At 60.8% G+C, this 24329-nt stretch carries 17 protein-coding genes, 1 tRNA gene and 1 pseudogene; 7 read left to right on the top strand and 12 right to left on the bottom strand.

The annotated features are described in order from the left end of the window. Positions 1-6: 6 nt before the first annotated feature. The gene (gene clpS, locus KJQ96_RS26335; protein WP_028346801.1) at positions 7-312 is read right to left on the bottom strand and encodes an ATP-dependent Clp protease adapter ClpS; all 306 of its coding nucleotides are present in this window, start codon (positions 310-312) and stop codon (positions 7-9) included. Between the two features lie 343 nt (positions 313-655). On the opposite strand from clpS, the gene KJQ96_RS26330 reads away from it, so the two are divergent. Beyond that, entirely contained in the window at positions 656-1528 is an 873-nt protein-coding gene (locus tag KJQ96_RS26330; protein WP_213289314.1) for a DUF1194 domain-containing protein, read from the top strand. 178 nt (positions 1529-1706) lie between these two features. Here the strand turns inward: KJQ96_RS26330 and KJQ96_RS26325 are convergent, their stop codons facing one another. The 8 genes and pseudogenes from KJQ96_RS26325 to KJQ96_RS26290 form a co-directional block, all read right to left on the bottom strand. After that, positions 1707-2954, bottom strand: coding sequence for a methyltransferase (locus KJQ96_RS26325; RefSeq protein WP_213289313.1), 1248 nt, complete (start codon positions 2952-2954; stop codon positions 1707-1709). Further along, positions 2947-3701: pseudogene (locus KJQ96_RS26320) on the bottom strand (TlyA family RNA methyltransferase). Before KJQ96_RS26320 ends, KJQ96_RS26325 begins: the two are co-directional and overlap by 8 nt. Beyond that, a complete protein-coding gene (locus tag KJQ96_RS26315) occupies positions 3694-4266 on the bottom strand; it encodes a nucleoside 2-deoxyribosyltransferase (protein WP_213289312.1) in 573 nt (190 codons plus the stop codon). The pseudogene KJQ96_RS26320 and the gene KJQ96_RS26315 overlap by 8 nt, the downstream one beginning before the upstream one ends. A 99-nt stretch (positions 4267-4365) precedes the next feature. After that, complete coding sequence (gene dxs, locus KJQ96_RS26310) at positions 4366-6312, bottom strand: 1-deoxy-D-xylulose-5-phosphate synthase (protein ID WP_213289311.1); 1947 nt, start codon at positions 6310-6312, stop codon at positions 4366-4368. A 328-nt stretch (positions 6313-6640) separates the two neighbouring features. Further along, positions 6641-7939, bottom strand: coding sequence for a hypothetical protein (locus tag KJQ96_RS26305; protein WP_213289310.1), 1299 nt, complete (start codon positions 7937-7939; stop codon positions 6641-6643). Between the two features lie 145 nt (positions 7940-8084). Then, positions 8085-8336, bottom strand: a complete 252-nt coding sequence (locus tag KJQ96_RS26300; RefSeq protein WP_028346794.1) for an exodeoxyribonuclease VII small subunit — start codon at positions 8334-8336, stop codon at positions 8085-8087. 130 nt (positions 8337-8466) lie between these two features. After that, positions 8467-9393: a histone deacetylase family protein gene (locus KJQ96_RS26295; RefSeq protein ID WP_213289309.1), complete on the bottom strand. Its 927-nt coding sequence runs from the start codon at positions 9391-9393 to the stop codon at positions 8467-8469. A 281-nt stretch (positions 9394-9674) separates the two neighbouring features. Beyond that, entirely contained in the window at positions 9675-11339 is a 1665-nt protein-coding gene (locus KJQ96_RS26290) for a bifunctional UDP-sugar hydrolase/5'-nucleotidase (RefSeq protein WP_213289308.1), read from the bottom strand. 277 nt (positions 11340-11616) lie between these two features. Here KJQ96_RS26290 and KJQ96_RS26285 point away from each other — a divergent pair, with 277 nt between their 5' ends. The 4 genes from KJQ96_RS26285 to KJQ96_RS26270 all read left to right on the top strand — a co-directional run bounded on the left by KJQ96_RS26285 (position 11617) and on the right by KJQ96_RS26270 (position 17083). Then, the gene (locus tag KJQ96_RS26285; RefSeq protein ID WP_213289307.1) at positions 11617-12579 is read left to right on the top strand and encodes a ring-cleaving dioxygenase; all 963 of its coding nucleotides are present in this window, start codon (positions 11617-11619) and stop codon (positions 12577-12579) included. Positions 12580-12712: 133 nt separating this feature from the next. Then, the gene (locus KJQ96_RS26280) at positions 12713-12916 is read left to right on the top strand and encodes a type II toxin-antitoxin system VapB family antitoxin (protein ID WP_213289306.1); all 204 of its coding nucleotides are present in this window, start codon (positions 12713-12715) and stop codon (positions 12914-12916) included. 347 nt (positions 12917-13263) lie between these two features. Then, on the top strand, positions 13264-14709 hold the full coding sequence (locus KJQ96_RS26275) for a metallophosphoesterase (RefSeq protein WP_213289305.1): 1446 nt from the start codon (positions 13264-13266) through the stop codon (positions 14707-14709). A gap of 10 nt (positions 14710-14719) precedes the next feature. After that, the gene (locus tag KJQ96_RS26270) at positions 14720-17083 is read left to right on the top strand and encodes an ATP-binding protein (RefSeq protein ID WP_213289304.1); all 2364 of its coding nucleotides are present in this window, start codon (positions 14720-14722) and stop codon (positions 17081-17083) included. 1070 nt (positions 17084-18153) lie between these two features. Here KJQ96_RS26270 and KJQ96_RS26265 read toward each other — a convergent pair. Continuing rightward, positions 18154-18369 (bottom strand): hypothetical protein, encoded by a 216-nt coding sequence (locus tag KJQ96_RS26265; protein WP_213289303.1) that lies wholly within the window; start codon positions 18367-18369, stop codon positions 18154-18156. A gap of 621 nt (positions 18370-18990) precedes the next feature. Here KJQ96_RS26265 and KJQ96_RS26260 point away from each other — a divergent pair. After that, entirely contained in the window at positions 18991-20127 is a 1137-nt protein-coding gene (locus KJQ96_RS26260) for a hypothetical protein (protein WP_213289302.1), read from the top strand. Positions 20128-20184: 57 nt separating this feature from the next. Here KJQ96_RS26260 and KJQ96_RS40445 read toward each other — a convergent pair whose 3' ends face one another. Continuing rightward, positions 20185-21501, bottom strand: a complete 1317-nt coding sequence (locus KJQ96_RS40445) for a hypothetical protein (protein ID WP_249734550.1) — start codon at positions 21499-21501, stop codon at positions 20185-20187. Positions 21502-21703: 202 nt separating this feature from the next. Next, positions 21704-23485, bottom strand: coding sequence for an acyl-CoA dehydrogenase (locus tag KJQ96_RS26250; RefSeq protein WP_213289301.1), 1782 nt, complete (start codon positions 23483-23485; stop codon positions 21704-21706). A 276-nt stretch (positions 23486-23761) separates the two neighbouring features. Here KJQ96_RS26250 and KJQ96_RS26245 point away from each other — a divergent pair. Continuing rightward, positions 23762-23836 (top strand) — tRNA-Gln (locus tag KJQ96_RS26245). Positions 23837-24329: the final 493 nt, after the last annotated feature.

The raw sequence follows: 24329 nt of genomic DNA, 5'->3' as shown, positions 1-24329 counted from the left end.
GGGCGACTACTCCTCCGGCTCGGTCGTGAACAGCAGCGGATAGCCCTTGGCGCGACCGGCGTCGGTGGCGCGGGTCGCCTTGGTCTCGGCAACGTCCTTGGTGAACACGGCGACGACGCAGACGCCGCGGCGGTGCGCGGTGATCATGACCTTGTGGGCCTGATCCTCGGTCATGCGAAATTCGGCCTTCAGCACCGTGACGACGAATTCGCGCGGCGTGTAGTCGTCATTGATCAGGATGACCTTGTGCAGGCGCGGCCGTTCGACCTTAGTTTTGACCTTGGTTTTTGGCGTGACGACGGTATCTGCCATTTGTAGTCCCGAAGCGAAGGAAATCCGACGAGCCAGCCGCGTTCAGTTGGCGCGGCAGTCCGCCAGGCGCTGCGCCATGGTCTGATCGCCGCGGCTGACGGCCGTCTCGATCAGTTTACAGGCTCCGGGCCGGTCCTGAAACCGGGGGATGCCGAGGGTTTCAGCTCGATCCGGGCGGCCATCGCGCCGGCTCGGTCACGGCAATCGGCAGCGTGGAACCGGCCGAGCGGCATGCCGTGGACCAAGCCTGATCCTAACCCGAATGTGAAGGACAAATGATTTCAGCGCTTTGCGTCGGCCATTTTGCATGTCACCATCACTGACGTTCGACGGGAGGGCCGCAATGCGCTGGTATGTCTCGATCGGGGTCGTGCTTGTAGCCGGCATGCTCGCTGGCGGCGACGTGGCAGGTATTGCCGCGCCGAACCCAACGAACCGGGCAACCCATCAGGCCAACGCCGCTGCTGGCCAACTGGCCGATAAGGACGCCAATCCGACCGTCGACCTCGAACTCGTCCTTGCCGTCGACGTCTCTTATTCGATGGATATGGATGAACTGGCGCTGCAGCGGGAAGGTTACGCGCAGGCGATCGTCTCCAAGGAGTTTTTGCAGGCGCTCAAGAGCGGGCCGAACGGCAGGATCGCGATCACCTATTTCGAGTGGGCGGCATCGACCGATCAAAAGATCATCATCCCCTGGCGCGTGATCGACGGACCCGAGACGGCCGATGCCGTCGCCAACGAGATCGTCAAGACCCCGATCCGCCGGGCATCGCGCACTTCGATTTCGGGTGCGATCAACTTCGCCCTGCCGCTGTTCGACGAGAGCCCGCACCGCGGTTTGCGGCGGGTGATCGATATCTCGGGCGATGGCCCGAACAACAACGGCGCGCCGGTCCTCATCGCGCGCGATGCCGCGCTGGAAAAGGGCATCGTCATCAATGGCCTGCCAATCATGGTGAAGGAGCCGTCTTACTCCACCATGGATATCGACAATCTCGATTTCTATTACGAGGACTGCGTCATCGGCGGCCCCGGCTCGTTCGTGGTGACCATCAAGGACCGCGACAAGTTCAAGGAAGCCATCCGCACCAAGCTGCTGCTTGAGATCGCTGGCCGCACGCCCGAACGCCCGGTGGTGCCTGCAGCGGGCAGGGAGCCGCGCGTCAATTGCATGATAGGCGAGAAGATCTGGCAGGACAGGTGGGGGAGGTAGCCTTGCTTACCCTCCCCTGGAGGGGGAGGGTCGGCTCGCATGAGCGCAGCGAAATGCGAGACGGGGTGGGGTGATCTCTCCACTCGGGCACTGATCGAGAGGATGGACCATCACCCCACCCCGCCGCTCATTTCATGAGCGTCGACCCTCCTCCTCCGGGGGAGGGTAAGAAGCGCGCTTACCTCTTGAACCGCGCCACCAGTTCCACATGCGGCGTGTGGCGGAACTGGTCGACGGGTGTGACGCCTTCGATTTTAAAACCGCCGTCGATCAAGATCTTTGCATCGCGCGCGAATGTCGTGACGTTGCATGATACTGCAACCACCGTCGGCACCTTGCTCGCCGCGATCTGGGTCACCTGCGCTTGCGCGCCCTGCCGCGGAGGATCGAACACGACGGCGTCGTAGTCGCGCAATTCCTGCGGCATCAGCGGGCGTCGGAACAGGTCGCGTGCCTCGGCCTTGACCGGCTTCAGCCCTGAGGTGGACGTCGCGGCTTTCTGCAAGGCTGCCACCGCGCCGGTGTCGCTGTCGAAAGCGGTGACACGCGACTTCGCCGCAAGCCGCAGCGCGAAGGGGCCGACGCCGCAGAACAGGTCGGCGACATGTTTGCTGCGCTTGCAATGCTCGAAGACGAGCGCAGCCAGCGCCTGCTCGCCCGCCACCGTGGCCTGCAGGAACGAGCCGGGCGGCAGCGTGACCTGCGCCGCGCCAATCGAGATTACGGGCGGCGTTCGCATCAGTACCAGTTCGCCATGGCGCGTCAGCCGCGCCAGCCGGTGTTGTTCGGCGATGCGCGACAGCCGCGCGATCATGGCTGAAGATACCGGCCCGGAGCCACGCACATCGACGTCGAGACCGCTGTTGGTCGCGGTGATCTGGATGTCGAGCGGCTTGCCCATCGCGATCAACGGCTCGGCGATGGCCCAGGCGGCCTCGATCGCGCCACTCAATTGCGGATCGAGGATCGGGCAGCGATCGATCGGAATGATGTCGTGCGACCCGGCCGCTGCATAGCCGACCTTGAGCACGCCATGCGTTCCGATTCGGCCGTGCAGGGTGATGCGCCGGCGGCCCGCGCCATGGGCGTCGACGAGGGCTGCGACGTCGCAATCGATTCCTGCCTGCGAAAGCGTCGTCGCCACGAGCTCGCGCTTCCAGCCGCGATAGGGCTCGGCGTCCCAGTGCTGGATCGCACAGCCGCCGCAGACGCCGAAATGCGGACAGAACGGTGCGACGCGCTCGACGCTTGCTGTCTCGACCTTGAGCAATCGCCGGCGGTCGGGATGTTGGCCGGGAACCGGACCGGCCTCTATTGTTTCGCCGCCGAGCGCGTACGGCACATAGATGTTGCCGCCGCCTGATATGGCGACGCCGTCGCCGTGATGGCCGACATGGTCGATGACGAGGCGTTCGCTCTCAGCCACGGCGCGCGCCCATGAAGAACTCGATATTGCCGTCGCGACCTTTGATCGATGACGGAAACACCTGGATATCGGTGCAGCCGAGCGAGGCGGCGAACGCCGAGATGTCGTCGCAGATTGCCTGATGCACCATCGCATTGCGGATGATGCCGTGCTTGGAGTGCTTTCGTTCCGCCTCGAACTGCGGCTTGATCAGCGCCAGGAACTGCGTTGGCGCTGCCGCAAGCTCCAGCGCCACAGGCAGCACCGCCTTCAACGAAATGAAGCTGACGTCGATAACGACGACATCGGGCCGCGCGGGCAGGCGCTTGCCCTCGAACTGGCGGATGTCGGTTTCTTCCATCGATACGACTTTGGGATGGCTCTGCAGCGACGGATGCAACTGGCCGCGCCCGACATCGATGGCGAAGACGAGGCTGGCGCCGTTCGCCAGCAGCACTTCGGTAAAGCCGCCGGTGGAGGCGCCGACGTCGAGGCAGACATGGTCCTCGATCTCGATCGGATACTGCTCCAGCGCGCCGGCGAGCTTGACGCCGCCGCGCGAGACGTAAGGGTGCGCTGCTGGGCGGACAATTCGGCATTGGCGGCGATCATCTCCGACGCCTTCAACACGGGCCTGCCGTCGGCCGTCACGCCACCGGCGTCGATCGCAGCGCGTGCGCGGGCGCGGCTTTCGAACAGGCCGCGCTCGACCAGCAGCACGTCCACGCGCGTGCGGGGAGAGGTTTTGCTGTCGCTCTTGTCAGCCAAGTTCAGTCCGATTTGCCGTAGCGCGATCCGCCGCCACAGCGACGCAGGCCTCGAACGAGGTGAGATCGTGCCAGATATCCTGCGGCCGCTGCTGCGGCGTCACCAGTCTAGCACCATGCAGATCGAGCGTGTGGATCATCATGAGATTGTCGGGCAGGCCGAAATCTTCCACCGCCAGCCCGTCGCCGTCGATCAGATGGCCGGTGGCGGATTTGGTCACATCGTAGTTCCGCTTTACCCGCTCAACATAGACCGCGGGGTCGTTGCTATAGGCCAGGCAGAGCTTACCGCGACCGGCCATGTAGCCGAGTTCATAGACCGTGCCGGCGTCGGCACTGGGGCCGCGAAACGGCGTAAGATTGGCAATGATCGCGTCCGCCGCATCCATCATTGCTTCGTTGCCCTTGAAGATCGAAAGCGACGCGTCGGCGGCGGCAAGGTTAACCGCGTTATCGAGCGGGTAAAGGCCGGTCAGCCCATAGCGGGCGCAGATCGCGGCTTTCCGGCGCCCGATCTCGGTTGAATCCGGCAGGAACACATCGGGACCTGCCAGATAGATCTTCATGGGGCTACCGGCGAAAGAGCCAAGGCTTCGAGACAGTCAAGCCTTCGAGACAGTCAAGCCTTCGGTTCTGATCGGGTCAGAACCGAAGGAGGCTGTGCCTCAGGCGAGCTTGACGGTTTCTGTCTTGTAGTCCTTGCCGAGCGCGTCGAACACCTTGGCAACGATGCCCTTGGCGTCGAGGCCGGCATGGGCATACATCGCGGCCGGCGAGTCGTGGTCAATGAACTCATCGGGCAGGATCATCGCACGCATGCGCAAGCCGCCGTCGAGCATGCCGTGCTCGGCCAGCGTCTGCATGACGTGCGAGCCGAAGCCGCCGATCGAGCCTTCCTCGATGGTGAGCAGCACCTCGTGGTCGCGCGCCAGTTTCAGCACCAGATCGACGTCGAGCGGCTTCATGAAGCGGGCGTCGGCGATGGTGGTGGACAGGCCGTGGGCGGCGAGTTCGTCGGCAGCCTTTTCGCATTCGGCCATTCGCGTGCCGAACGAGAGCAGGGCGACCTTGCTGCCCTGGCGGACGATGCGGCCCTTGCCGATCTCGAGGGGAATGCCGACCTCGGGCATTTCGACGCCGCGGCCTTCTCCGCGCGGATAACGCACCGCGCTCGGCCGGTCGTTGATCGCGACTTGCGTGGCGACCATGTGCACCAGTTCGGCTTCGTCGGACGCCGCCATGATGACGAAGTTCGGCAGGCAGCCGAGATAGGCGTTGTCGAACGAACCGGCATGGGTGGCGCCGTCGGCGCCGACCAGGCCGGCGCGGTCGATCGCGAAGCGGACCGGCAGGCTCTGGATCGCAACGTCATGCACCACCTGGTCATAGCCGCGCTGCAGGAAGGTCGAGTAGATCGCGCAGAACGGCTTGTAGCCTTCGGTGGCAAGCCCCGCCGCAAACGTCACCGCATGCTGCTCGGCAATGCCGACGTCGAAGGTGCGCTCCGGAAACGACTTGTTGAAGATGTCGACGCCGGTACCCGACGGCATCGCGGCGGTGATGGCGACGATCTTGTCGTCCTTCTCGGCTTCCTTGACCAGGCTCTGGCCGAACACGTTCTGGTAGGCCGGCGCATTCGGCTTGGCCTTGGCCTGCGCTCCGGTGGCGACGTCGAATTTGACCACGGCGTGATACTTGTCGGCTGAGGCTTCCGCGGGGGCGTAGCCCTTGCCCTTTTGTGTCACGACGTGAACCAGGATCGGGCCGGTCTCCATGTCGCGGACGTTCTTCAAAACAGGCAGCAGATGGTCGAGATTATGGCCGTCGATCGGGCCGACGTAATAGAAGCCGAGCTCCTCGAACAGCGTGCCGCCGTCCATCATGAAGCCGCGGGAGTATTCCTCGACGCGGTTGGCGCGGTTGGCGAGGATCTTCGGCAGACGCTTGTTGATCTGCTTGGCCGCCTCGCGCAGCGAGCGGTAGGTCTTGCCGGAATAGAGCCGCGACAGGTACGCGCTCATCGCGCCGACCGGCGGCGCAATCGACATGTCGTTGTCGTTGAGGATGACGATCAGCCGCGAATTCATTGCGCCCGCATTGTTCATGGCTTCATAGGCCATGCCGGCCGACATCGCACCGTCGCCGATCACGGCAATGACGTTGTTTTTGCCGCCGGAGAGGTCGCGCGCCACGGCCATGCCGAGGCCGGCGGAAATCGAGGTGGAGGAATGCGCCGCGCCGAACGGGTCGTAGTCGCTTTCGCTGCGCTTGGTGAAGCCGGAGAGGCCGCCGCCGGTGCGCAGCGTGCGGATGCGGTCGCGGCGGCCGGTCAGGATCTTGTGCGGGTAGGCCTGGTGGCCGACGTCCCAGATCAGCCGGTCGCGCGGCGTGTCGAAGATGTAGTGGATCGCGGTGGTCAGTTCCACGACGCCGAGGCCGGCGCCGAAGTGGCCGCCGGTCACCGAGACGGCGTCGATGGTTTCCTGGCGGAGTTCGTCCGCGACCTGCCGCACCTGCTCGATCTTGAGCTTGCGAAGATCATCGGGCGTTCGGATGGTATCGAGAAGCGGCGTCTTACTATATGTGGTCACTGCGATATTCCAATTTTGCATGTCGGGATAAAGGCCCGACGCGAGACGGGAAGCGCGTTAACCGCGCCGCGAAAATCCGGACCCACCTGCCTGTCGGGCAGGCCGATACCTGATCTGAAAGCCTAGATGCACTCCGGTTTAAACCATGTGATATGCATCACTTAGTCGCTTCTAACCCTTCCCGGTTCAGTTTCTTTAGCTATTTGAGGTGCTTGCAGCCGTGGAAAGTTGCCCGGCAGGCTGCTTTCCCCAGCGCATAGAACCGCAAGCTTTACACCAAAGCCGCCGCCAAAGCCAACCCGGAGCGCCGATTCGGTTCCGGGGCGCAGCGCCGAAAAAAGCCGATTTTTCAACCGCTGCGGCGGACGGATGGTTCCAGTTTGCTCAAATCGGCGGCACTTGTGGCCGCGGCGGTGGCCGCTTCGATCCTCTTCCAGGCCCGATCGCGGGCTCCGGAATCGCCGGTAACGACATCAAGCGCGGCGTCGGGGACGGCCATGCGCGCGCTAAGCGGGACCGGCCCGCAGACGATCATGAAGAAGTCGTAGGCGTTGGGCCGTTCGTTTGCCATCACGAACTGGAAATGCACGCGGAAGAACTGCCAGCGGAATTTCTTGTAGTGCTCGGGCCGGATGATGTCACGGAAGCGAACCGGCACGATCTTCGGGTTGCGCCGCGCCGCCCCGACGTCGATGCCGTGGCTCGTGATCGGATCGAACTGGTAGAAATTCATCACGTCCTTGCGGGCCTGACAGTCGATCCAGTCGATCGACGGCTCGACTGCCAGCATCCGCAGATGCTCGCGAAATTCTTTCGATACGGCGTGATAGCCGACGATCGGGAAATTGCCGCCGATCGTCAGCAGCACGATCCGCGGCCCGTGACGGCCGAGCGCGGGATCGAGCTTGAGCGCACGCGCCAGCATTTCCGTCGACAGGAACGACCCGGAACTATGGCCGACGATGACGATCTCGTCGGCGTCGGTGCTCTTGGCGATATTGACCAGATGCTGCGCAAAACGGTCGATGCGCTGGTCCCATTCCGGGCGCTCGCGGTGCGAGAACTCCCAGGTCCAGATCGTGTCGCACAGGAGATAAAGCACGTAGGTGGCATTCTCCGTATATTTCAGCACGGCCCCGAGCAGCGCCACGAAGATGGCGGCGGCGGTAGCGATGCTGAATGCGTCGGGAATGCCGATGGCGTTCAGGCCTTTCTCGAACACGAAGGCGATGGCCGCAGCACACGCGGCTTCCAGCAACAGCATCAGGTGCGGATAGGTGATGAAAGTCGCAAAACGCCAGTTCGCCTTGCCGAAGCGGGCGATGGTGCCGGAGAAGAGGAGACGCCAATAGATCCAGACCGCGCTGAACACCGTGCGCCAGATCGGCGCCGCCAGGTCTTGCTGGATGAAGTCCTCGAACCGGAGGAAGTCGTAGGACGTGCGTGTCTGCCAGTCCTCAGCCTTGGTATCGATGGTCCAGGACGCGATCTCGTCGTCGGATGCCACCTTTGGCCGGCTGATGGTGGCCTGGAGCTGATAAAGCCGGCCGAACTTGCGCAGCTCGGTCCGGAACATGCGATAATATTGCGCCAGCCCGCGCGGATCGTAGCCCTGAATATAGATGATATGGCGGTGCTCGACGCGCACGTACTGTCCCCAAATGTGAGCGGACTATATCAGGCTGTGCGGGGGGCAAAGAACTAATTCGGCTGGTCCGCCTCCCACGGCGGGAGGGCGGAATCTGCCCAATATTCCCGATTGTTGCGCGAACCCCGAAAGCCAGACGGCAGGTTTACTGCACGTCGAGCGGCTCGGTCCCCGTGACCTGGCCGTTCGCATCGGTCGTGATCTTGTCGACCCGGGCTTCCGCCTGCCGCAGCAATTCTTCGCAGCGGCGCTTGAGCGCCTCGCCACGTTCGTAGATCGCGACCGATTCCTCCAGCGGCACCTTGCCGTCCTCGAGCCGTTTCACGATCGATTCAAGCTCCTCGATCGCGCGCTCGAAGGAGAGCTTTTTGACGTCCATCTGGTTATTTTCGGCCATATCTAGTTCCCGAATGCGCGCCATTGAGGCGCGGAATCAAACTATAGCGTTTTCGAGCGACGTGGGTACCGGCTCGCGTGAAGAAAACGCGTCGAAACAAGGGCTTTTGAGGGCCTATTGTGGCGGAGATTTACGCGCCCATCAGCGCCGTGACATGCGCCGCCACCGACTCTTTCAGCCCCTGCAGGTCGTAGCCGCCCTCCAGCACCGAGACAACCCGCCCGCCAGCGCTATGGTCCGCCACATCCATCAGCTTGCGGGTGACCCAGCCGAAATCGTCCGCCTTCAGGTTGATCGAGGCGAGGGGGTCGCGGTAATGCGCGTCAAAGCCGGCGGAGATGATGATCAGTTCCGGCGAGAACTTCTGCAATTGCGGCAGGATCAGGTTTTCGAACGCGGCGCGGAATTTTGCGCTGCCGTCTTCGGAAGCCAGCGGCGCATTGACGATGGTGTCATGCTCGCCGCGCTCACCGCTGGCGCCGGTGCCCGGAAACAGCGGCATCTGGTGCGTCGAGCAATACATCACGGTCGGATCGTGCCAAAAGATGTCCTGCGTGCCGTTGCCGTGATGGACGTCGAAATCGACGATCGCGGCGTGGCCAATGCCGTATTTGCGCTGGGCGTGACGTGCGGCGATCGCGACATTGTCGAAGAAGCAGAAGCCCATCGGCTTCGAAACCTCGGCATGATGGCCGGGCGGGCGCACCGCGACGAAAGCGTTCTGGTGGGTTCCGGACATCACCGCATCCGTTGCAGCCACCGCGCCGCCGACGCCACGCATCACCGCTTCCCAAGTGCCCGGCGACATCGAGGTGTCGCCGTCGATATAGATCATCCCGCTCTGAGGGGCGATGTGGCGGAGTTCGCCGATATAATGTTCGCCATGGCAAAGCGTGACGAAATCAAGATCGCCCTCCGGCGCATCGCCGCGCGAGAGCGGCTTGAAACGCTCTTCCCTCAGCACCTCGGCGACCGCGCGCAGCCGGTCCGGGCGCTCGGGGTGCCCCGGAGGCGTGACATGGTCGAGACAAGCGGTATGGGTCAGAAGCAGCGTCATGCAAAATCCTGGCGTTAGGGCGCGCCGGTAAGGAGCGGCTAATCTAGGCTCTTAAGGGCCGCTCGGAAAGGCCTGGAGCCTTCCTCAAACGAAGGCGGCTTTTCTTCGAGATTTTCGCGTCCCGGACGCGGTGCAGCGTCTCCCCGGCGATGCGAAGCATCGTCTGGTGACGGTGCACCGCAGAGCCGGGACCCACAACTGCAACACGTGGACCCCGGATCAGCAGCGCACCACTTCGTGCTGCGCAGCATCCGGGGAATGCTGCCCCGCGCGCGTCGCCGCTAATTGATCCTGGTGATGCGATCGGCAGCGGTCGGGCTGACCGGGCTGTTTGCCTTGAAATAGGCGTACAGCGCGTCGACGTCGTAGATGCCGACCTGCGGTGCGGTTCCTTGCGTGAGCACGGTGAAACCGTCGCCGCCGACGAAAAGGAAATTGTTGACGGTGACGCGATAACTCGCGGCCGGATCGACCGGTTGCCCGTTCAGCAACATCCGCTCGGGCAGCACGCGTTCGCCGTCAGGCTTGGTCGCGTCCCACGCATAGGCGAATCCCTTCGACACCTGCAGGATCCGAGGGCGCTTCGGATCGAGCCATTGCTGCTCCAGCATGTCCTTGATCTGCTTGCCCGTGAGCGTCAGCGTCACCAGTTGATTGCGGAACGGCTGGCTGGCGAACACGTCGCCATAGGTCACCGCGCCATCTTCCTTCCGCGTTACGTCGGCGCGCACGCCGCCGGGATTGGTGAACGCGATGACCGCGCCGCCTTTCGTCTCGCTGCTGGTCGCGGCGAGATGCGCATCGGCGATGATGTCGCCGAGCGGACTCTCGCCGGCGGCATTGGGCACGCGCGACAGCGTTGCCGTCACCGAGCCCGCTGGGCGGTTGGCGATCGGCGCGGCCAGCCGGTCATAGGATTCGATCAGCGCAGTCTGTTGGGCGTCCTTCGCCAGCGTTGCGGTGCGGACGATGGTATTGTCGGCCTTGGCGCTGATGACGTCGCGCGTCACGGGATCGAGCTTGAGATCGATCGCGGTGACGAGCGTGCCGTATTTGTCGCCGGAGGTAACGAGCCGTCCGTCGATCTCGCAGTTATAGGCGCGATGAGTATGGCCGGAGACCACGACATCCACCGCCTTGTCGAACTTTTTCACGATGTCGACGATCGGCCCCGAAATGCCAGGGCACTCGTTGTAGTCGCCGGTCGGCAATCCGCCTTCGTGGATCAGGACGACGATCGCCTCGGCGCCGCGCGCCTTCAGTTCAGGGATCAGCGCGTTCACCGTATCCGCCTCGTCGCGGAATTCCAGGTCGGCAACACCGACAGGTGCAACGAGACCCGGCGTGCCTTTCAGCGTCAGGCCGATGAAGGCGACCGGGATGCCGTCGAATGTCCGGATTTCGTATGGAGGAAACACCGTCTTGCCGCTGCTCTTCTCGATCGTGCTGGCGGCGAGATAGCGGAATTTCGCGCCCGTAAACGGGTGCGGCCCCTGGCATTTGTCGACCGGATGGCAGCCGCCATTCTGCATGCGCAAGAGTTCGTCCTTGCCCTCGTCGAACTCATGATTGCCGACGGAGGAAAGCGCCAGACCCATTATCGACAGCGCTTCGATCGTCGGCTCGTCATGGAACATCGCCGACAGGAATGGGCTGGCGCCGATCAAGTCGCCGGCCGCGACGAAGATCGAGTTCTTGCGCCCGTCACGAAGCTGGCTCACCAGCGTCGCCATATGCTCTGCGCCGCCGGCGGGGACCGTGATCTTCTTCGTCCTGTCCTCGGGATCGGTGATCGTGATCCCGCCCTGCGGCGGGCGAAGGTAGCCGTGAAAATCGTTGATCGCGAGGATGCGCAGGTCGACCGGCGCGGTGGTTTGCGCGCCTGATGGCGTCGCAGGCGCAAACAAGATCAACAATGCAAGAATGGGACGGAAGAGAGTTCTCATGGCACCGATATACAGGATCAAGGCTGGACTTTGTAGGGTGGGCAAAGCGACTTGTCCGCCGTAGCTCGAAGAGCGAAGGCGGAAGCGTGCCCACCACACACAATCGAACTTGCTCTAAGCGGAAAGATGGTGGGCACGGCGCTCACGCGCCTTTGCCCACCCTACACGGTAGCAGGCGGCGACAGTGCCACTGGCCAATCATTCGGCCACATCCTACATGATCCGGTAAAAGGCCCAACTATCCCACGCGATTTTTCGCGACTACGAGGATAACGCAATGCAGCTAGGCGGAATTCATCACCTGACCGCGATCTCGGCGAAACCGCGGGAGAATTTGGCGTTTTACACCGGCCTGCTCGGCATGCGGCTGGTGAAGAAGACCGTCAACCAGGACGACGTCAGCGCCTATCACCTGTTCTATGCGGACGGCAAAGCCAATCCCGGCACCGATCTCACCTTCTTCGATTTTCCCGCGGCCCCCGAGCGGCGCGGAACCAACTCGATTTCGCGCACCGGCCTGCGCGTCGCCGGCGAGAAGACCCTCGGCTACTGGCGGGATCGCCTCAAGAAGGCGGGCGCGGCGACCCGCGATATCATCGAAGTCGACGGCCGGCTGACGCTGCCGTTCGAGGACGGCGAGGGGCAGCGGCTGGTGCTGGTCGACGATGCCGGTGTGGGGCCGGCCTCGCCATGGGAGCGCAGCCCGGTGCCATCAGAGCACCAGATCCGCGGCCTCGGTCCGATCGTGCTGACCGTGCATGAGCTGTCGCGCACCGCCTTCGTGCTGACCGAGATCATGAACATGCGCCGCGTGCGCGAGTACGCCGCCCACGGCGCGGAGATTCATGTCTTCGAGATGGGCGAAGCAAAGGGACAGAGTAGCCCCGCCGCGGAGCTGCATGTGCTCGAAGACAAGGCCTCGCCAGTCGCCCGCCAGGGCGCCGGCGGTGTCCACCATGTCGCGTTCCGTACCCCCGACGAGACGCAGTACCACGCCTGGACGCAGCGGCTGAACGAGCTCCGCATCCCCAACAGCGGCGAGATCGACCGCTTCTATTTCCGCAGCCTCTATTTCCGTGAGCCCAACGGCATCCTGTTCGAGATCGCGACGGATGGCCCGGGCTTTGCGACGGATGAGCCTATAGAAGCGCTCGGCGAGAAACTGGCGCTGCCGCCGTTCCTGGAGCCGCGAAGGGCAGCGATCGAGGCGGGGCTGAAGCCGATTTCGTGTATCTTGTAGGATGGGTAGAGCGACTTGTCCGCCGTAGCTCAACGAGCGAAGGCGGAAGCGAAACCCATCATCCCGTGCCGCCACTGCGCCGCCTGGATGTGTATAGTATCATCGATCCATACACATCACATCGAGACTGGTCATGCGCACCAATATCGAAATCGACGACGCGTTGATGGCCGAAGCGCAAAAAGCCTCTGGCCAGCGAACCAAGAAGCAGACGGTGGAACAGGCGCTGCGCCTGATGATCAGGCTGCGCGGACAGCAGGAAGTCGATAGGGCTTTTGGCAAGTACCGGTGGCGCGGCAACCTCGCCCGCAGTCGAAAGGGGCAAGGGGCCGGGTGATCGTTGTCGACAGCAGCGTCTGGATCGATTTCCTCAACGGCGCAATGCGCCTGATGTCCGGCGATCGCGCGCACTACTCGGCACGGGGCGATTATCGTCGGCGAGTTGATGCTTTGCGAGGTGCTGCAAGGTCTCGACAGCGAGCGGGCCGCCCGCGAGGTGGACTCTGCTACAACCGGCACTTGCTCCCGACAAACGGATTGGCCGAATAGCCAATACTGCGTGCCGTCAAAATGCTGAATGGTCCCATTTGTCGGCATCGTGGATTTCGGGAGTAGTCGCTTGACAATCCTAGCGGGAGTTGTTCAGGCTGCGCCATCTTATCCGAGTATTAGCAGGCCAATTCTTTGTTCACACTTTTGCATATTTCGGACCTGCATAGATCGCCGGAAGAGCCTGTCGACAACACCGCTCTTGTAGCTGCTTTGGTGAATGACCATGACAGGTACATAGGGGAAACTCCCGCAGTACCGCCACCGGACGCAATTATCGTGAGCGGCGATTTGATGCAGGGTGCCCGACTTGGCCAGTCCGATTGGGAAAAGGTCGTCCGCGAACAATACCTTGTAGCAGAAGATTTCCTAGATCAACTCACCAAGCGGTTTCTGAACGGGGATCGGAGCAAGATGGTGATCATCCCCGGGAACCACGATGTTTGTTGGAATACCGCCCTGAGTTCGATGGAGGTTGTGCCAGACGGTGACCCGGCACGTCAGAACGTATATGCAACGATAAACGAGCCAGGATCTGGCTATAGGTGGTCTTGGAAAGACTTGCAGCTTTATCGGATCGCAAATCCGAATCGTTATGCTGCTAGACTCGATGCTTACTGGGAATTCACTGAGAGATTTTACGCCGGAACTAGTGTTCGAATTGATCGTCACCGCGGATACCAGTTTTTCGATTTAGATGATGGGCGCGTTGTCGTAGCAGCATTCGACTCAACGCACGGAAACGATTGTTTTTCTTATTCGGGGTCATTTAGGCCGGGAGTTGTTGGACGATGCTATCTCGATCTGCGAGACCGAGAACGACAATCCATGCTGAAGGTCGCGCTCTGGCATCACAGCGTTCAAGGCCCCCCAACGCGCGTGGATTATTTGGACATTAATGAGGTCTACCAATTAGCTGGACACGGTTTTCAGCTTGGAATGCATGGTCATCAACATGTAGCCGCTGCGGCGGCTTACTACGTACATCGCGAGCGATCGCAGGAAATGGCGGTCGTTAGCGCTGGGAGCCTTTGCGCTGGATTTCGAGAACTCCCACGCGGGGTCAATCGTCAATACAATCTGATTGTGATCAACGACGATTATTCAGGCGCTAGGGTTCACGTCAGAGAAATGATTGAAGGTGGTCATTTTACGCGAGCATCCGGACAAGGATTTCTTCAGGGCTACACTGAGATCGGTTGGCAGATTCCTCTTGATGCTGCTGGGCGACAAGTGAATGTGGCGCAGCAAAACGAACGCCGAGCAATCGAACAAGCTGAACGCGCTCTTGGTAGCCGCGACTGGAAAGCAGCCTTAGATTATATTCGGTCAATACCGGCTCCAATCGGGTCTTATGCTCGAAAAATCGCAACAGAGGCTGCCTTGCGGTGCGAAGATTGGACCTTCTTAAAAGCGCTATTCGCCGACTCGCACTCAACCAGCGAAACTACCACTCTAATAGCAGCCCTAACTAATTTGGGTGACCTTGATGGTGCCGAAGAGGTTCTAACTGCGCTGAGGGTCTCGAGGAGCCAATACGGCGTAGCCTTGCGGAGCGAATCGCTCTGTTGCGACTCATGAAAGGGCCGCGATGACAACTACAGAACTGATCCCTTTTGAATTTGACGCTCAACGCATAATTGAGCTGTTTGCCAAACAAATTTACCAAAGTCCTTTGGCATTGCTACGTGAAAACACTCAGAATGCGTTTGATGCCATTCGACAGAGAATTCACAGAGAAGGAAATGGCTTTAATCCGGAAATAAAAATAACAATAACTCCTGTTGAAGTGACGGTCGCGGACAATGGACTCGGCATGACGTCCTTGGATCTACGAGAACATTTCTGGAAGGCTGGCAGCAGTAGCAAGAACAATGACGAGGCGCGCGCTGCCGGGGTAGTAGGGACCTTTGGCATCGGTGCAATGGCTAGCTTTGGAATAGCTGATGCGCTCACGGTTGAAACGCAAAGTGCTATCACAGGCGAGCGGTCTCACAGCCATGCAGAAAAAGCGAAACTTTCGCTCAAGGAAGACTGCGTTGAATTGCGTCGGCTGGATAGCGAACCTTCAGCCGGAACGGTGGTGACAGCGCATATTTCTCCCAATTCTCATGTAAATGTTGATCAAGCGCGAGAGTATATTAAGAGTTTCGTTTTCCTTGTTGATATTCCTATCTATGTGAATGGAGAACTCGTTAGCCAGCAAGCGATCGAAACCGCCGTTCCGATGGTGCCTGTCGCATGGCAAACCAACTTTGTCGACCGTAGAATCGGAGCACGCCTTATCGCGGACGCAAAATTTGTGATGTCAAACAATGCGGATGTGTGGTTGGAACTGACACGACTTATTTGGAGCGGTAATCCCCTAGCGGGGCGAATGGTGCTTCGGAGCGGGATTTCGACGCTGCGAGCGTTTCGTAGTGGTTTCGGGCTTGCTAATGCTTCCGTGAGTTCCGCGTATCAATTTGGCGGCGTTGTTGATCTCCTAGTTTTGGAGCCAACTGCCGGGCGCGAAGCAATTACTGTGGATGGGGTGCAATTCCTTCAATCAATGATGGTTGAGGTCGACTCCTTTGCATCCGAAATAATTGGCACTCGTGACGAGTGCGATCTCAGCACGCCGTTTATGGCTTGGGCCGCGCGGCATAACCGCGTTGATTTGCTAGGACGTCTAAAAGCTACAATCGTTCCTGACGACCGAGTATCCCTTTCGGATCTTGCAATGATCACCGCTGCAAAACCTATGCTTCTTTATGAAGGCGCGGATCCAGGCATCATCAAGTTGCACGCTACTGAAGAGTCTCCTGTTTTGGTGCTGGCCCGATCAAACCCGCGGCGGCAGTGTGAACAGCTATACATCAGCTCGAAAATCAAGACGGAGAAAATCTCTGATAGCCCTACGGTCAGGCATCGGAAGTCGCGTGACAAGCTCGATTTGGCGGAGAGCGCTTTTGCCTTCAGAATCGAGATGCTCCTAGATATTGATTATTTTCTGAAGTCTGAAGTCAGCTTCGGAGAAATCTCTCACGGTCAGCCGCTCTTAGCACAAAGGCAGGGCGAGCAAGTCCTGCTTACCTTTAATCGTGAAGGACAGACCGTGAAAATGTTGTTCGACTTGTTCGAGCAGGACATTGCGGCCTTTGCGGGAATGGCGAAGGATTTCGTGCGAAATGTTGTGTTTCCAAAGGTGGCAGATTACGTGCCGAGCAGCACTCGACAAGGTGCGGAAGCGTTCCTCAAGGCGATCCGGAAATCGCGGGAATTGTTTGAATACGGCGATCGCGATCTAGGAAACCTTCCTCAGATTTGGGAAGACCAGCGCGAAGGGCGAATTACAGTCGATAAAGCAGTTGAACTGTCTAAGATGGCTGTCCGCATGAACGTCCAGTATGTCGAGCCGAGTGCGACCGTACAGGCGAGCCAAGTTGTTGGCGACGTAATTCAGAATGAGCAAGCTCTCCAGGTGGCTTCTCCCGATCAAACGTTCAGTGAAGCTGAAACGGCTCCTGCTCCTGCCATCACTAGAATTGAGAAGGAAAGCCCTGCCAAACTCTTGCTAATTGAAGACAACGAACCAGCGTTACGTCGTTACAGGTGCTTCCTTGCGATTTCGGATCGCGTCCGTGAAGAAATGGGAGAATTTTTCCTTCAGCCTCATAAGACAACGATTGTATGGGGTGGCCAAAAGACATTGTTCATCTTCCTTCACCATTCTGAGCAGTTCGGATTATATTACGATCTCCAGACGCGAGAGCCAATCGAAGCGCCAGCAGGCGGTGGATCGTTTCCGACTGCTACAATCGTATTGAAAAACCGAATATTTATTCCAATCCCAAGCGCAATTGACCGTAGCTTCGTTCCGCACGCTGGGGAAATGAAGCGGTTTGAGGTTCGCGCTGATATCATTAGGACCGAAATTGAGGATGATGATATTAAGAGAAGGCTCGGGCCCTAGTTATCTAGGTCTAAACCCAGAGCCCCTGGTGCCAAAGATGTCTTGGGCCATAGACTCCTTTTCCTACCTCACGCCCGCCTGCCGGCGGCGCACAGCTCGCGACTGAGCCATCTTCCTTGCCTAACCGGGCCTTGTGACACTGCGGCGATCTCCGGTTATTCTTTCTCGATGACTTCACGGCCTCGATGACTTCACGACGCGCCAATCTCCGCCACGGCCATCACGGCGAAACTGCCCGACGATTGCAGAGGCAAACTGTGTCAGCGAAAGTCGCGAGGATGTTCCATAACGTTCGTACCCCGAGTCCGGCCAAGCGACGGCGATGCTCATACCAAGGAGAGGCGGAAGCAGTTTTGCGACTACCTTGACAGCGCCAAATCAATCGCCTGCATCCCTGGGCCCTGCGCGCAAACACTAATTTCCTCAGCTATTTCAACGTGATTTGCCCCGTCCAGTCCTCTCCGAAAAAACAATTTCCTTTTCGATCAGCCCAAATCAGCACTAGAAATCCCGCCGTCTCATCCCTCACGAGGGGCGGATCGCGATCGTCACGGACGCGGGATGGGATGCGGTGGACGCGGCAGCGTCAGGCGCGAGGCGTTGTTCGCAGGGCGGTTGTCCGTGAGCGAACACGGCGCGCAAGACGTACGGCGCTGAAGCGTACGGCAAAACCGTGTGGTCCTGACACCCGTGGCTGGTGCCAAGCTGCCGGTGGCGAAGTTGATCCAACCGGATCGATTTGGCCATCAAGCCGGCAGTGATGGAGGCAAGAGGAATTCGTCTCCAGGGAGAGCTCGGCATAAGCCGTCAAACCATTGTGCAGGGAATGCCGGAGTGCTCCGGCTGTACCTGTATGCTCGTGTGCGCATCTCACTATCTCTTGCACACGAGACCGCGGGTGCAGCAAGCACCCGGCATTCCCTGCTCCCTCTTTTGAGGGAAAAGGTTCATGCAAACCTCGGGCGCTAGCCGCGCCGCGAGAAGGCGAGGTCATGTTTACGAACGCTGACGCAAACAAGTTCGTTATATCAGGCAAAGAACCGCGCTAACGTGAGGTAGTCTGCGGCGCCTCAGGCTTCGTTCTTCGGAACGTATTTGCCGAGCACGCACTTGTAGCGCTGCAATCGCCATTCGCGATACGGCCCCTTGGCGAGCCAATCGGCGATTCCAATCTGCGCGTTGACCGCGCAGGCGCTCATGGTGATGCCGGACTGGTCACTGGTGGTAACGACCTTTTCGAGACAGAGCTGGCTGTTGCAGAGAACGGCGACGAGAGTGACGAGCATGGGTGACCTTCGTTGCTGAATACCCGGTTCGCTCACGCCATGCAGGGTTCGTGCCAGCAGGGTGCGCGTCCGGCCTTTAAGGGAATCGGCCCGTAAAACTACGCACTGCAAAGCCGCGCCGTTTTCGGCGCGGGACGATCTAGTCGAACGCTCAAGGGAAACAATTGCGGTGAAAGTAGAATCCGGGCGTGGGCGATTCGCAAAGCGTAGAATTACGGCCTCGGCGGCGGATTAGCCCGACTGTCATTACGCAGCAACAGTTATGCATGGCGTTGTTCAGAACGTAATGACGCTCAGCCGCATGGAAGACTTGGATTGTCCGACTGATTTTGTTCTCGACAATATTTCGGACTCAATCCTGACATCGCGCCATGTTCGCCTCGCGCGCAACGTGTGAAGCGGTTTCGCGCGACGAGCAGGATGAGACATTCGTGCAACAACCGGCGTCCTAAATTCCGGAGGGCGAATCGTTGAGCAGCTACGGCCCGCTCGTGGAGATATAATCGCATCGACGAATCCAAAGGAGTTTTCGATGTCGAAGTTTGCGATTGGCGAGCAAGTCGAAAACGTTGCCAACGATCACGAGTCAGGGACAGTTGTCGCCGTGGTTCCGAGGACTCCATGACAGGCCGTGCAACCACGCGAGCGATCTCCGCGACCGAACTGACGGACGGCGACAATGATGCTGCGCGCATCAGGCATCAGCTTGATGCCTGGGCCAATGCCTCAACTCGCGCCCCCAGATTGGTGGCAACACCGGCGGAAGAGTTCAGCACTGAACCGTCCGGCAAGACGCCCCCAGCAGCAAAGAAACGTGGCCGCTCCGCTTCAGCGGCGGGGCGTGCCAAGGCGGGCAGGGCGACTAAGACCAAGGCAACGGAAGTCAAAGTAACGGAAGACAAGGCAACGGAAGTCAAGGCTACTGAGATCAGTAGCGAGTCGGAAGTGCCCAGCGCGCCGCTTGAGCCACCGCCGGTTTCGGCCGCGCCTGCTGTGCCTGAGATCGTTTCTCCCGTTCCCGCCCCACCAAGGAGCGAGCGCACCAGCCGGACCTTTGCCATTGCCGCGGCTCTCGCGCTGGCAACGGTTGCGGCCTATTTTTCAGTCGCGGGCATGGCCGAAATATTTCCCGGTGATCCGGTTGCCGTGATGGTGCTTGCCGCCACGATGGAGGCCGGCAAGCTCGTGATCGCCGGATGGCTGGCGGCGCATTGGCGCCGGACCAACTGGAAAATGCGTTTCGTCATGGTCGCACTCGTTGCCGGCCTTGCGCTGATCAACGCCGCCGGCGTGTTCGGCAAACTGGTCGAGGCGCATGTCAGCGTCGCGGCCACGGCGCGCTCCGGCGTCACCGAGCGCATCGAATCGCTCGATGCCCGCGTCTCGGCGCAATCGGCTGTCGTGGCCGATTTGACCAACCGCATCGCGCAAATCGACCGTGCCGTGGATGAATCGACACGGCGCGGCCGGGTGACGCGGGCCATCAACATCGCAACACAGGAGCGCGCGACGCGGGACGGGCTGGATACGCAACGCCAGACGGCCACCGCAACGCTGGTTGGACTGCAGGCGGAACGCGCGGCGCTGGCCGGCGAACGTTCGCGCATCGAGGCATCCGCCGGACCGATCCAGTATCTCGCGATGATGGTCGGTGCCGCACCCGAAGCCGCGGTGCGCTGGCTGATATTGTTGATGGTGCTCTGCTGCGATCCCGCAGCGATCGCCTTGACGGTCGCTGCGGCTAGTTCGCGACGCTAGCTAAGTTAGAGAGGTCGCCGAACCCGTCATCGGCGGTAAGGGCGTTCGTTGGACCGGTTACATGGTCCTGCCTCTCGACAATTTCGCGGTTTTCGCCTGTTTTGCTACGGTTTTCGCCTGTTTTGCTGCCTTGTGATCGTGCCGCTTGTGATCGTGCCGTGCGGCCACACGGACGCGCTTTTTTGCACTCGCTTGCGCGTCTTGCGTGTTCGTTCCGCCGCGGCGGGAGGCATATTCCTTGCCGTCGATCGGCCCGACGTGCGGCGGATCCCTGTCGAGGTAGGGCCGTCCGATTCCAAATTCCTTGCCGTGCTCATCGATCCATTTCCAGAACTTGTCCGTGGAGACCCATCGCTGCGCCCGGCTTGCGCCCTTGACGCTCACCACGTCAGCCGCGAGTCCGCGGCCGTAGCCGCCACGCAAACTCCCGCCATGGTAGGACCGATCGCTTGCCGCCTTCAGGCCGCTGGCGATTGATTGACGGTAGTCATCGCGAAACGCGCTGGTGATGCCAGGCGAGTGCCCGGCCTGCTCCGCCGCGTGGAGCATATGAAAGAGCTTTAGCTTGAAGCTCTTGTCCATGCCGCCGATCACGTAGTCCATCATCGTCATGCCGGCTCTTTCCGCGGCCTTCGGGTCCTTCCACGTAAAATCGTCGTCGACACGCCTGGTAAAGGTTTTGGTGACAGTCACCGTCTTGCCCTTCCTCTTGACCGTCACTTTCCTCCACTCATGCACCTTGATGGCGTCGATCTTGGGCGCGCGCTCGTAGAGAGCCCACAAATAGCGATCGATGCAGGGCTCTGCGACCAGACATTCCTCGTTGATCTCGATGGTGCGCACAGCCTGCACGGCATTGTCGGGTGCGGAATCGGGTGTGATCGTCGTCGCAACCTCGGCGGAAGAAACTTCCGGCGGCAGTACCTCCGCCGGATCGGTCAGTGCGGCCACGACAACCGGTTTCGGCTCATCCGAGCCTGCGGTCGTGTCAGGAGCTTTCGTCGTATCAGGAGCTTTCGTCGTGTCAGGCGCCTTCGTCGTGCCAGGCGCTTTCTCGATCACGGATGCGGCAGGGATTGGCACATCGATGGCATCGATGGCGGCGCTTGCCAGCGCGATTGCAGGCGGCGTGCGCGTAGGCTCGGCGGTTGCGGTGAGAGATGGCTCTTGACGTTCCACAATTGAAGGCGCGTCGGCACTCTCGATGAAAGCACCGGCATCCTTGATGGAAGCGCTGACGACAGACGCGCTGACGCGTTCGGTGGAAGCCGAATTGAAGCCAGCGAGACAAACGAGAGTCCAACTCACGAGAGCCAGGGCCGCGAGAACGTTGATGCGGCGCTGCGCCGTCGTCGCCAATTGCCAGGGGTCCATGATCCGGCCTCCCAAGGCTCCGCATGAGCCTGATTACACAAGCACGCGACAGGGTTCATTCTTCGGATTGCGAAATGAATCCGCAACGGCCGGAGACTACGGCATTATCTGTTTTTTTAAGGGTGTTGCCTCAAAACCACGAGCGACACAATGGAACTTGTTGTGCATTTTTGGGATTCTGGTGCGGTACTCCGACAAAGGCTTACCCCAGCAGCGCCGCATCCGCGCCGTTCACCGCATCGGCACTGTCGGTCACTGTCTTCTCCAGCGAGCCCGCCTGCACGGTAATATTCTCCGCAAAGAACCGCGCGACCGTCACGTAGCGCTGCGGATTGCCGGCATCGCCATGGCTCTTCGCGGCCAGCGCTTCGCCGGCCAGCATGCAGCCGCCGAGCGTCGAGCCGAACAGGCGCAGATAAGGCGTGGCGCCGGCGAGCGCGTCGTTCGGCGCAGACGCCACGCGCTCCAGCAGCCACTTGCTGGCGCGCTCGAGCGAGCCGAGCGCCTCGCGCAGTTTCGCGCCGGTCGTGCCGAAGGCGGGATCGTTCGAGATTTCGACCTGCTTGACGATGCCGCCGAGTTCGTCGAGCAGCGCCCACACCGATGCGCCGCCATTCGCAGCGAGTTTTCGCGTCACGAGGTCGATCGACTGGATGCCGTTGGTACCCTCGTAGATCGAGGTGATGCGCGCGTCGCGATAATGCTGCGCGGCGCCGGTTTCCTCGATGAAGCCCATGCCGCCATGAATCTGCACGCCGAGATACGTCACCTCGTTGCCGATATCGGTGGAGAATGCCTTTGCGATCGGCGTCAGCAGCGCGCCGCGCGCGGCCGCATCGGCGCGCACCTTCGGGTCCTTGGCGCGGGCGGAGATATCGAGCGCCACCGCCGTCGCGTAACAGATCGAACGCGCCGCGGCCGTCATGCTGCGCATCTGCAACAGCATGCGCTTGACGTCGGGATGCACGATGATCGGATCGAGCCCGTCGCCCTTCTTGCCGATCGCGCGGCCCTGTTTGCGTTCTTGCGCAAAGGCCAGCGCCTGCTGATAGGCGCGGTCGGCAATGCCTACGCCTTCGAGGCCGACGCCGAGGCGGGCTTGGTTCATCATCGTGAACATGCATTGCATGCCCTTGTTTTCCTCACCGATCAGGTAACCTATCGCGCCGCCATGATCGCCCATCGTCATGGTGCAGGTGGGGGAGGCGTGCATGCCGAGCTTGTGCTCGACGCCGGACGGATAGATGTCGTTGCGCGCCCCGAGCGAGCCGTCGGCATTGACGAGGAACTTCGGAATCAAAAACAACGAGATCCCCTTGGTGCCCGCGGGCGCATCGGGCAGGCGCGCCAGCACGAAATGAACGATGTTGTCGGTCATGTCGTGGTCGCCATAGGTGATGAAGATTTTGCTGCCCTTGATGCGGTAGGTGCCGTCGCCGGCGCGTTCGGCACGGGTGCGCAGTGCGCCGACGTCGGAGCCGGCCTGCGGCTCGGTGAGCTGCATGGTGCCGGTCCATTCGCCGGAGACGAGTTTTTGCAGATAGACCTTTTTCAGTTCGTCGCTGCCATGGGCGTCGAGCGCCTCGATCGCCGAGAGCGTGAGCAGCGGGCAGAGGCCGAAGGCGATGTTCGACGCGCTCCAGATTTCGGTGCAGGCGGCGTTGATGGCGAGCGGCAGGCCCTGGCCGCCAAACGCTTCCGGGCCCGATACTGCGTTCCACCCGGCGGCGGCCCAGCGCTGATAGGCATCGGGCCAGCCCGGCGCGGTCGTCACCTTGTTGTCGGCAAGCTTGATGCCGTGCTCGTCGCCCACCCGGTTCAGCGGCGCCAGCACGTCGCCGGCGAATTTGCCGGCTTCCTCCAGCACGGCGGCGGCGATCTCGGCGTCGAAATCGCCGTAATGGCCGGCCTTCACGGCCGCCTGCAGGCCGGCGCCGTGGTTGAGCGCGAGCAGGATATCGGAGATCGGCGCGCGGTAAGTCATGACGATAATCTCGCTTTTTGGGCAGTGAGCTGCCGCCGTCTTCCCACGAAACCGGGGTTCTCTCAACTCTCCGGTAGGCGGTATCGGTCCCGCCCCGGGCGCCAAAACCGGCCCGGGAGGCCGGAAGCAGTGACCCTATATTGAAGGGTCCGATCGAGGGAGCTGATTTTGGGGTGAAATTCGCCCCCGCTGCCTGTTGAAATGGCGGGGCTCCCTCTATAGACCGGCGGTGCCGGATACGGATCGCGTCGGTCCCCGCGTCCCGGCCCGGCCTTTTGGGGCGTAGCCAAGCGGTAAGGCAGCGGATTTTGATTCCGCCATTCGGAGGTTCGATCCCTCCCGCCCCAGCCAGTTGATATTGCTTGCCTAAATCGTTTTTCGGTCGCTTCATTCTGAACCGCGTTCTGCTGCTCTCATCGAACGTAGATCGCCGTGCGCTTTCGTTTGTTCTGCACCTTCACGCCATGAGATACGGCGCGCAGATCGATTGGTGCAGTTCGATCGCATGCTCGTCGTAGATTAGGATATTGAGGCGGGTAAATCGGACAATCTGAGAGATTGGCAGCAGTTTGGAGCTGAAATCGCTTTTCGGGCGAGGAGCACTTGGCAAGCCGCTGCGAGTCTATTCCGGACCCGGAGGACTTAAACGTGCAGCCGCGGCGGTTCGCGTATCAGATTGTGAGCGAGGGGGTCGGCCTGGTCGTCGCCACGGGTCGCCGCTTGCCGCAGAGCCATGACCCGAATGTTCGGTCGGGGGTTCGAGTCGCTCCCCCGCTACCAATCGTACTTTGTCCGGCCCGGACACATAGGTAACAAACTGTACCTAAGACATGGGTGACAACCT

It is taken from the genome of Bradyrhizobium sp. sGM-13 (assembly GCF_018398875.1).
Classification (GTDB): Bacteria; Pseudomonadota; Alphaproteobacteria; order Rhizobiales; family Xanthobacteraceae; genus Bradyrhizobium.
Note: the sequence above shows the minus strand (reverse complement) of the source record. Positions and strands in the feature narration are given on the sequence as shown.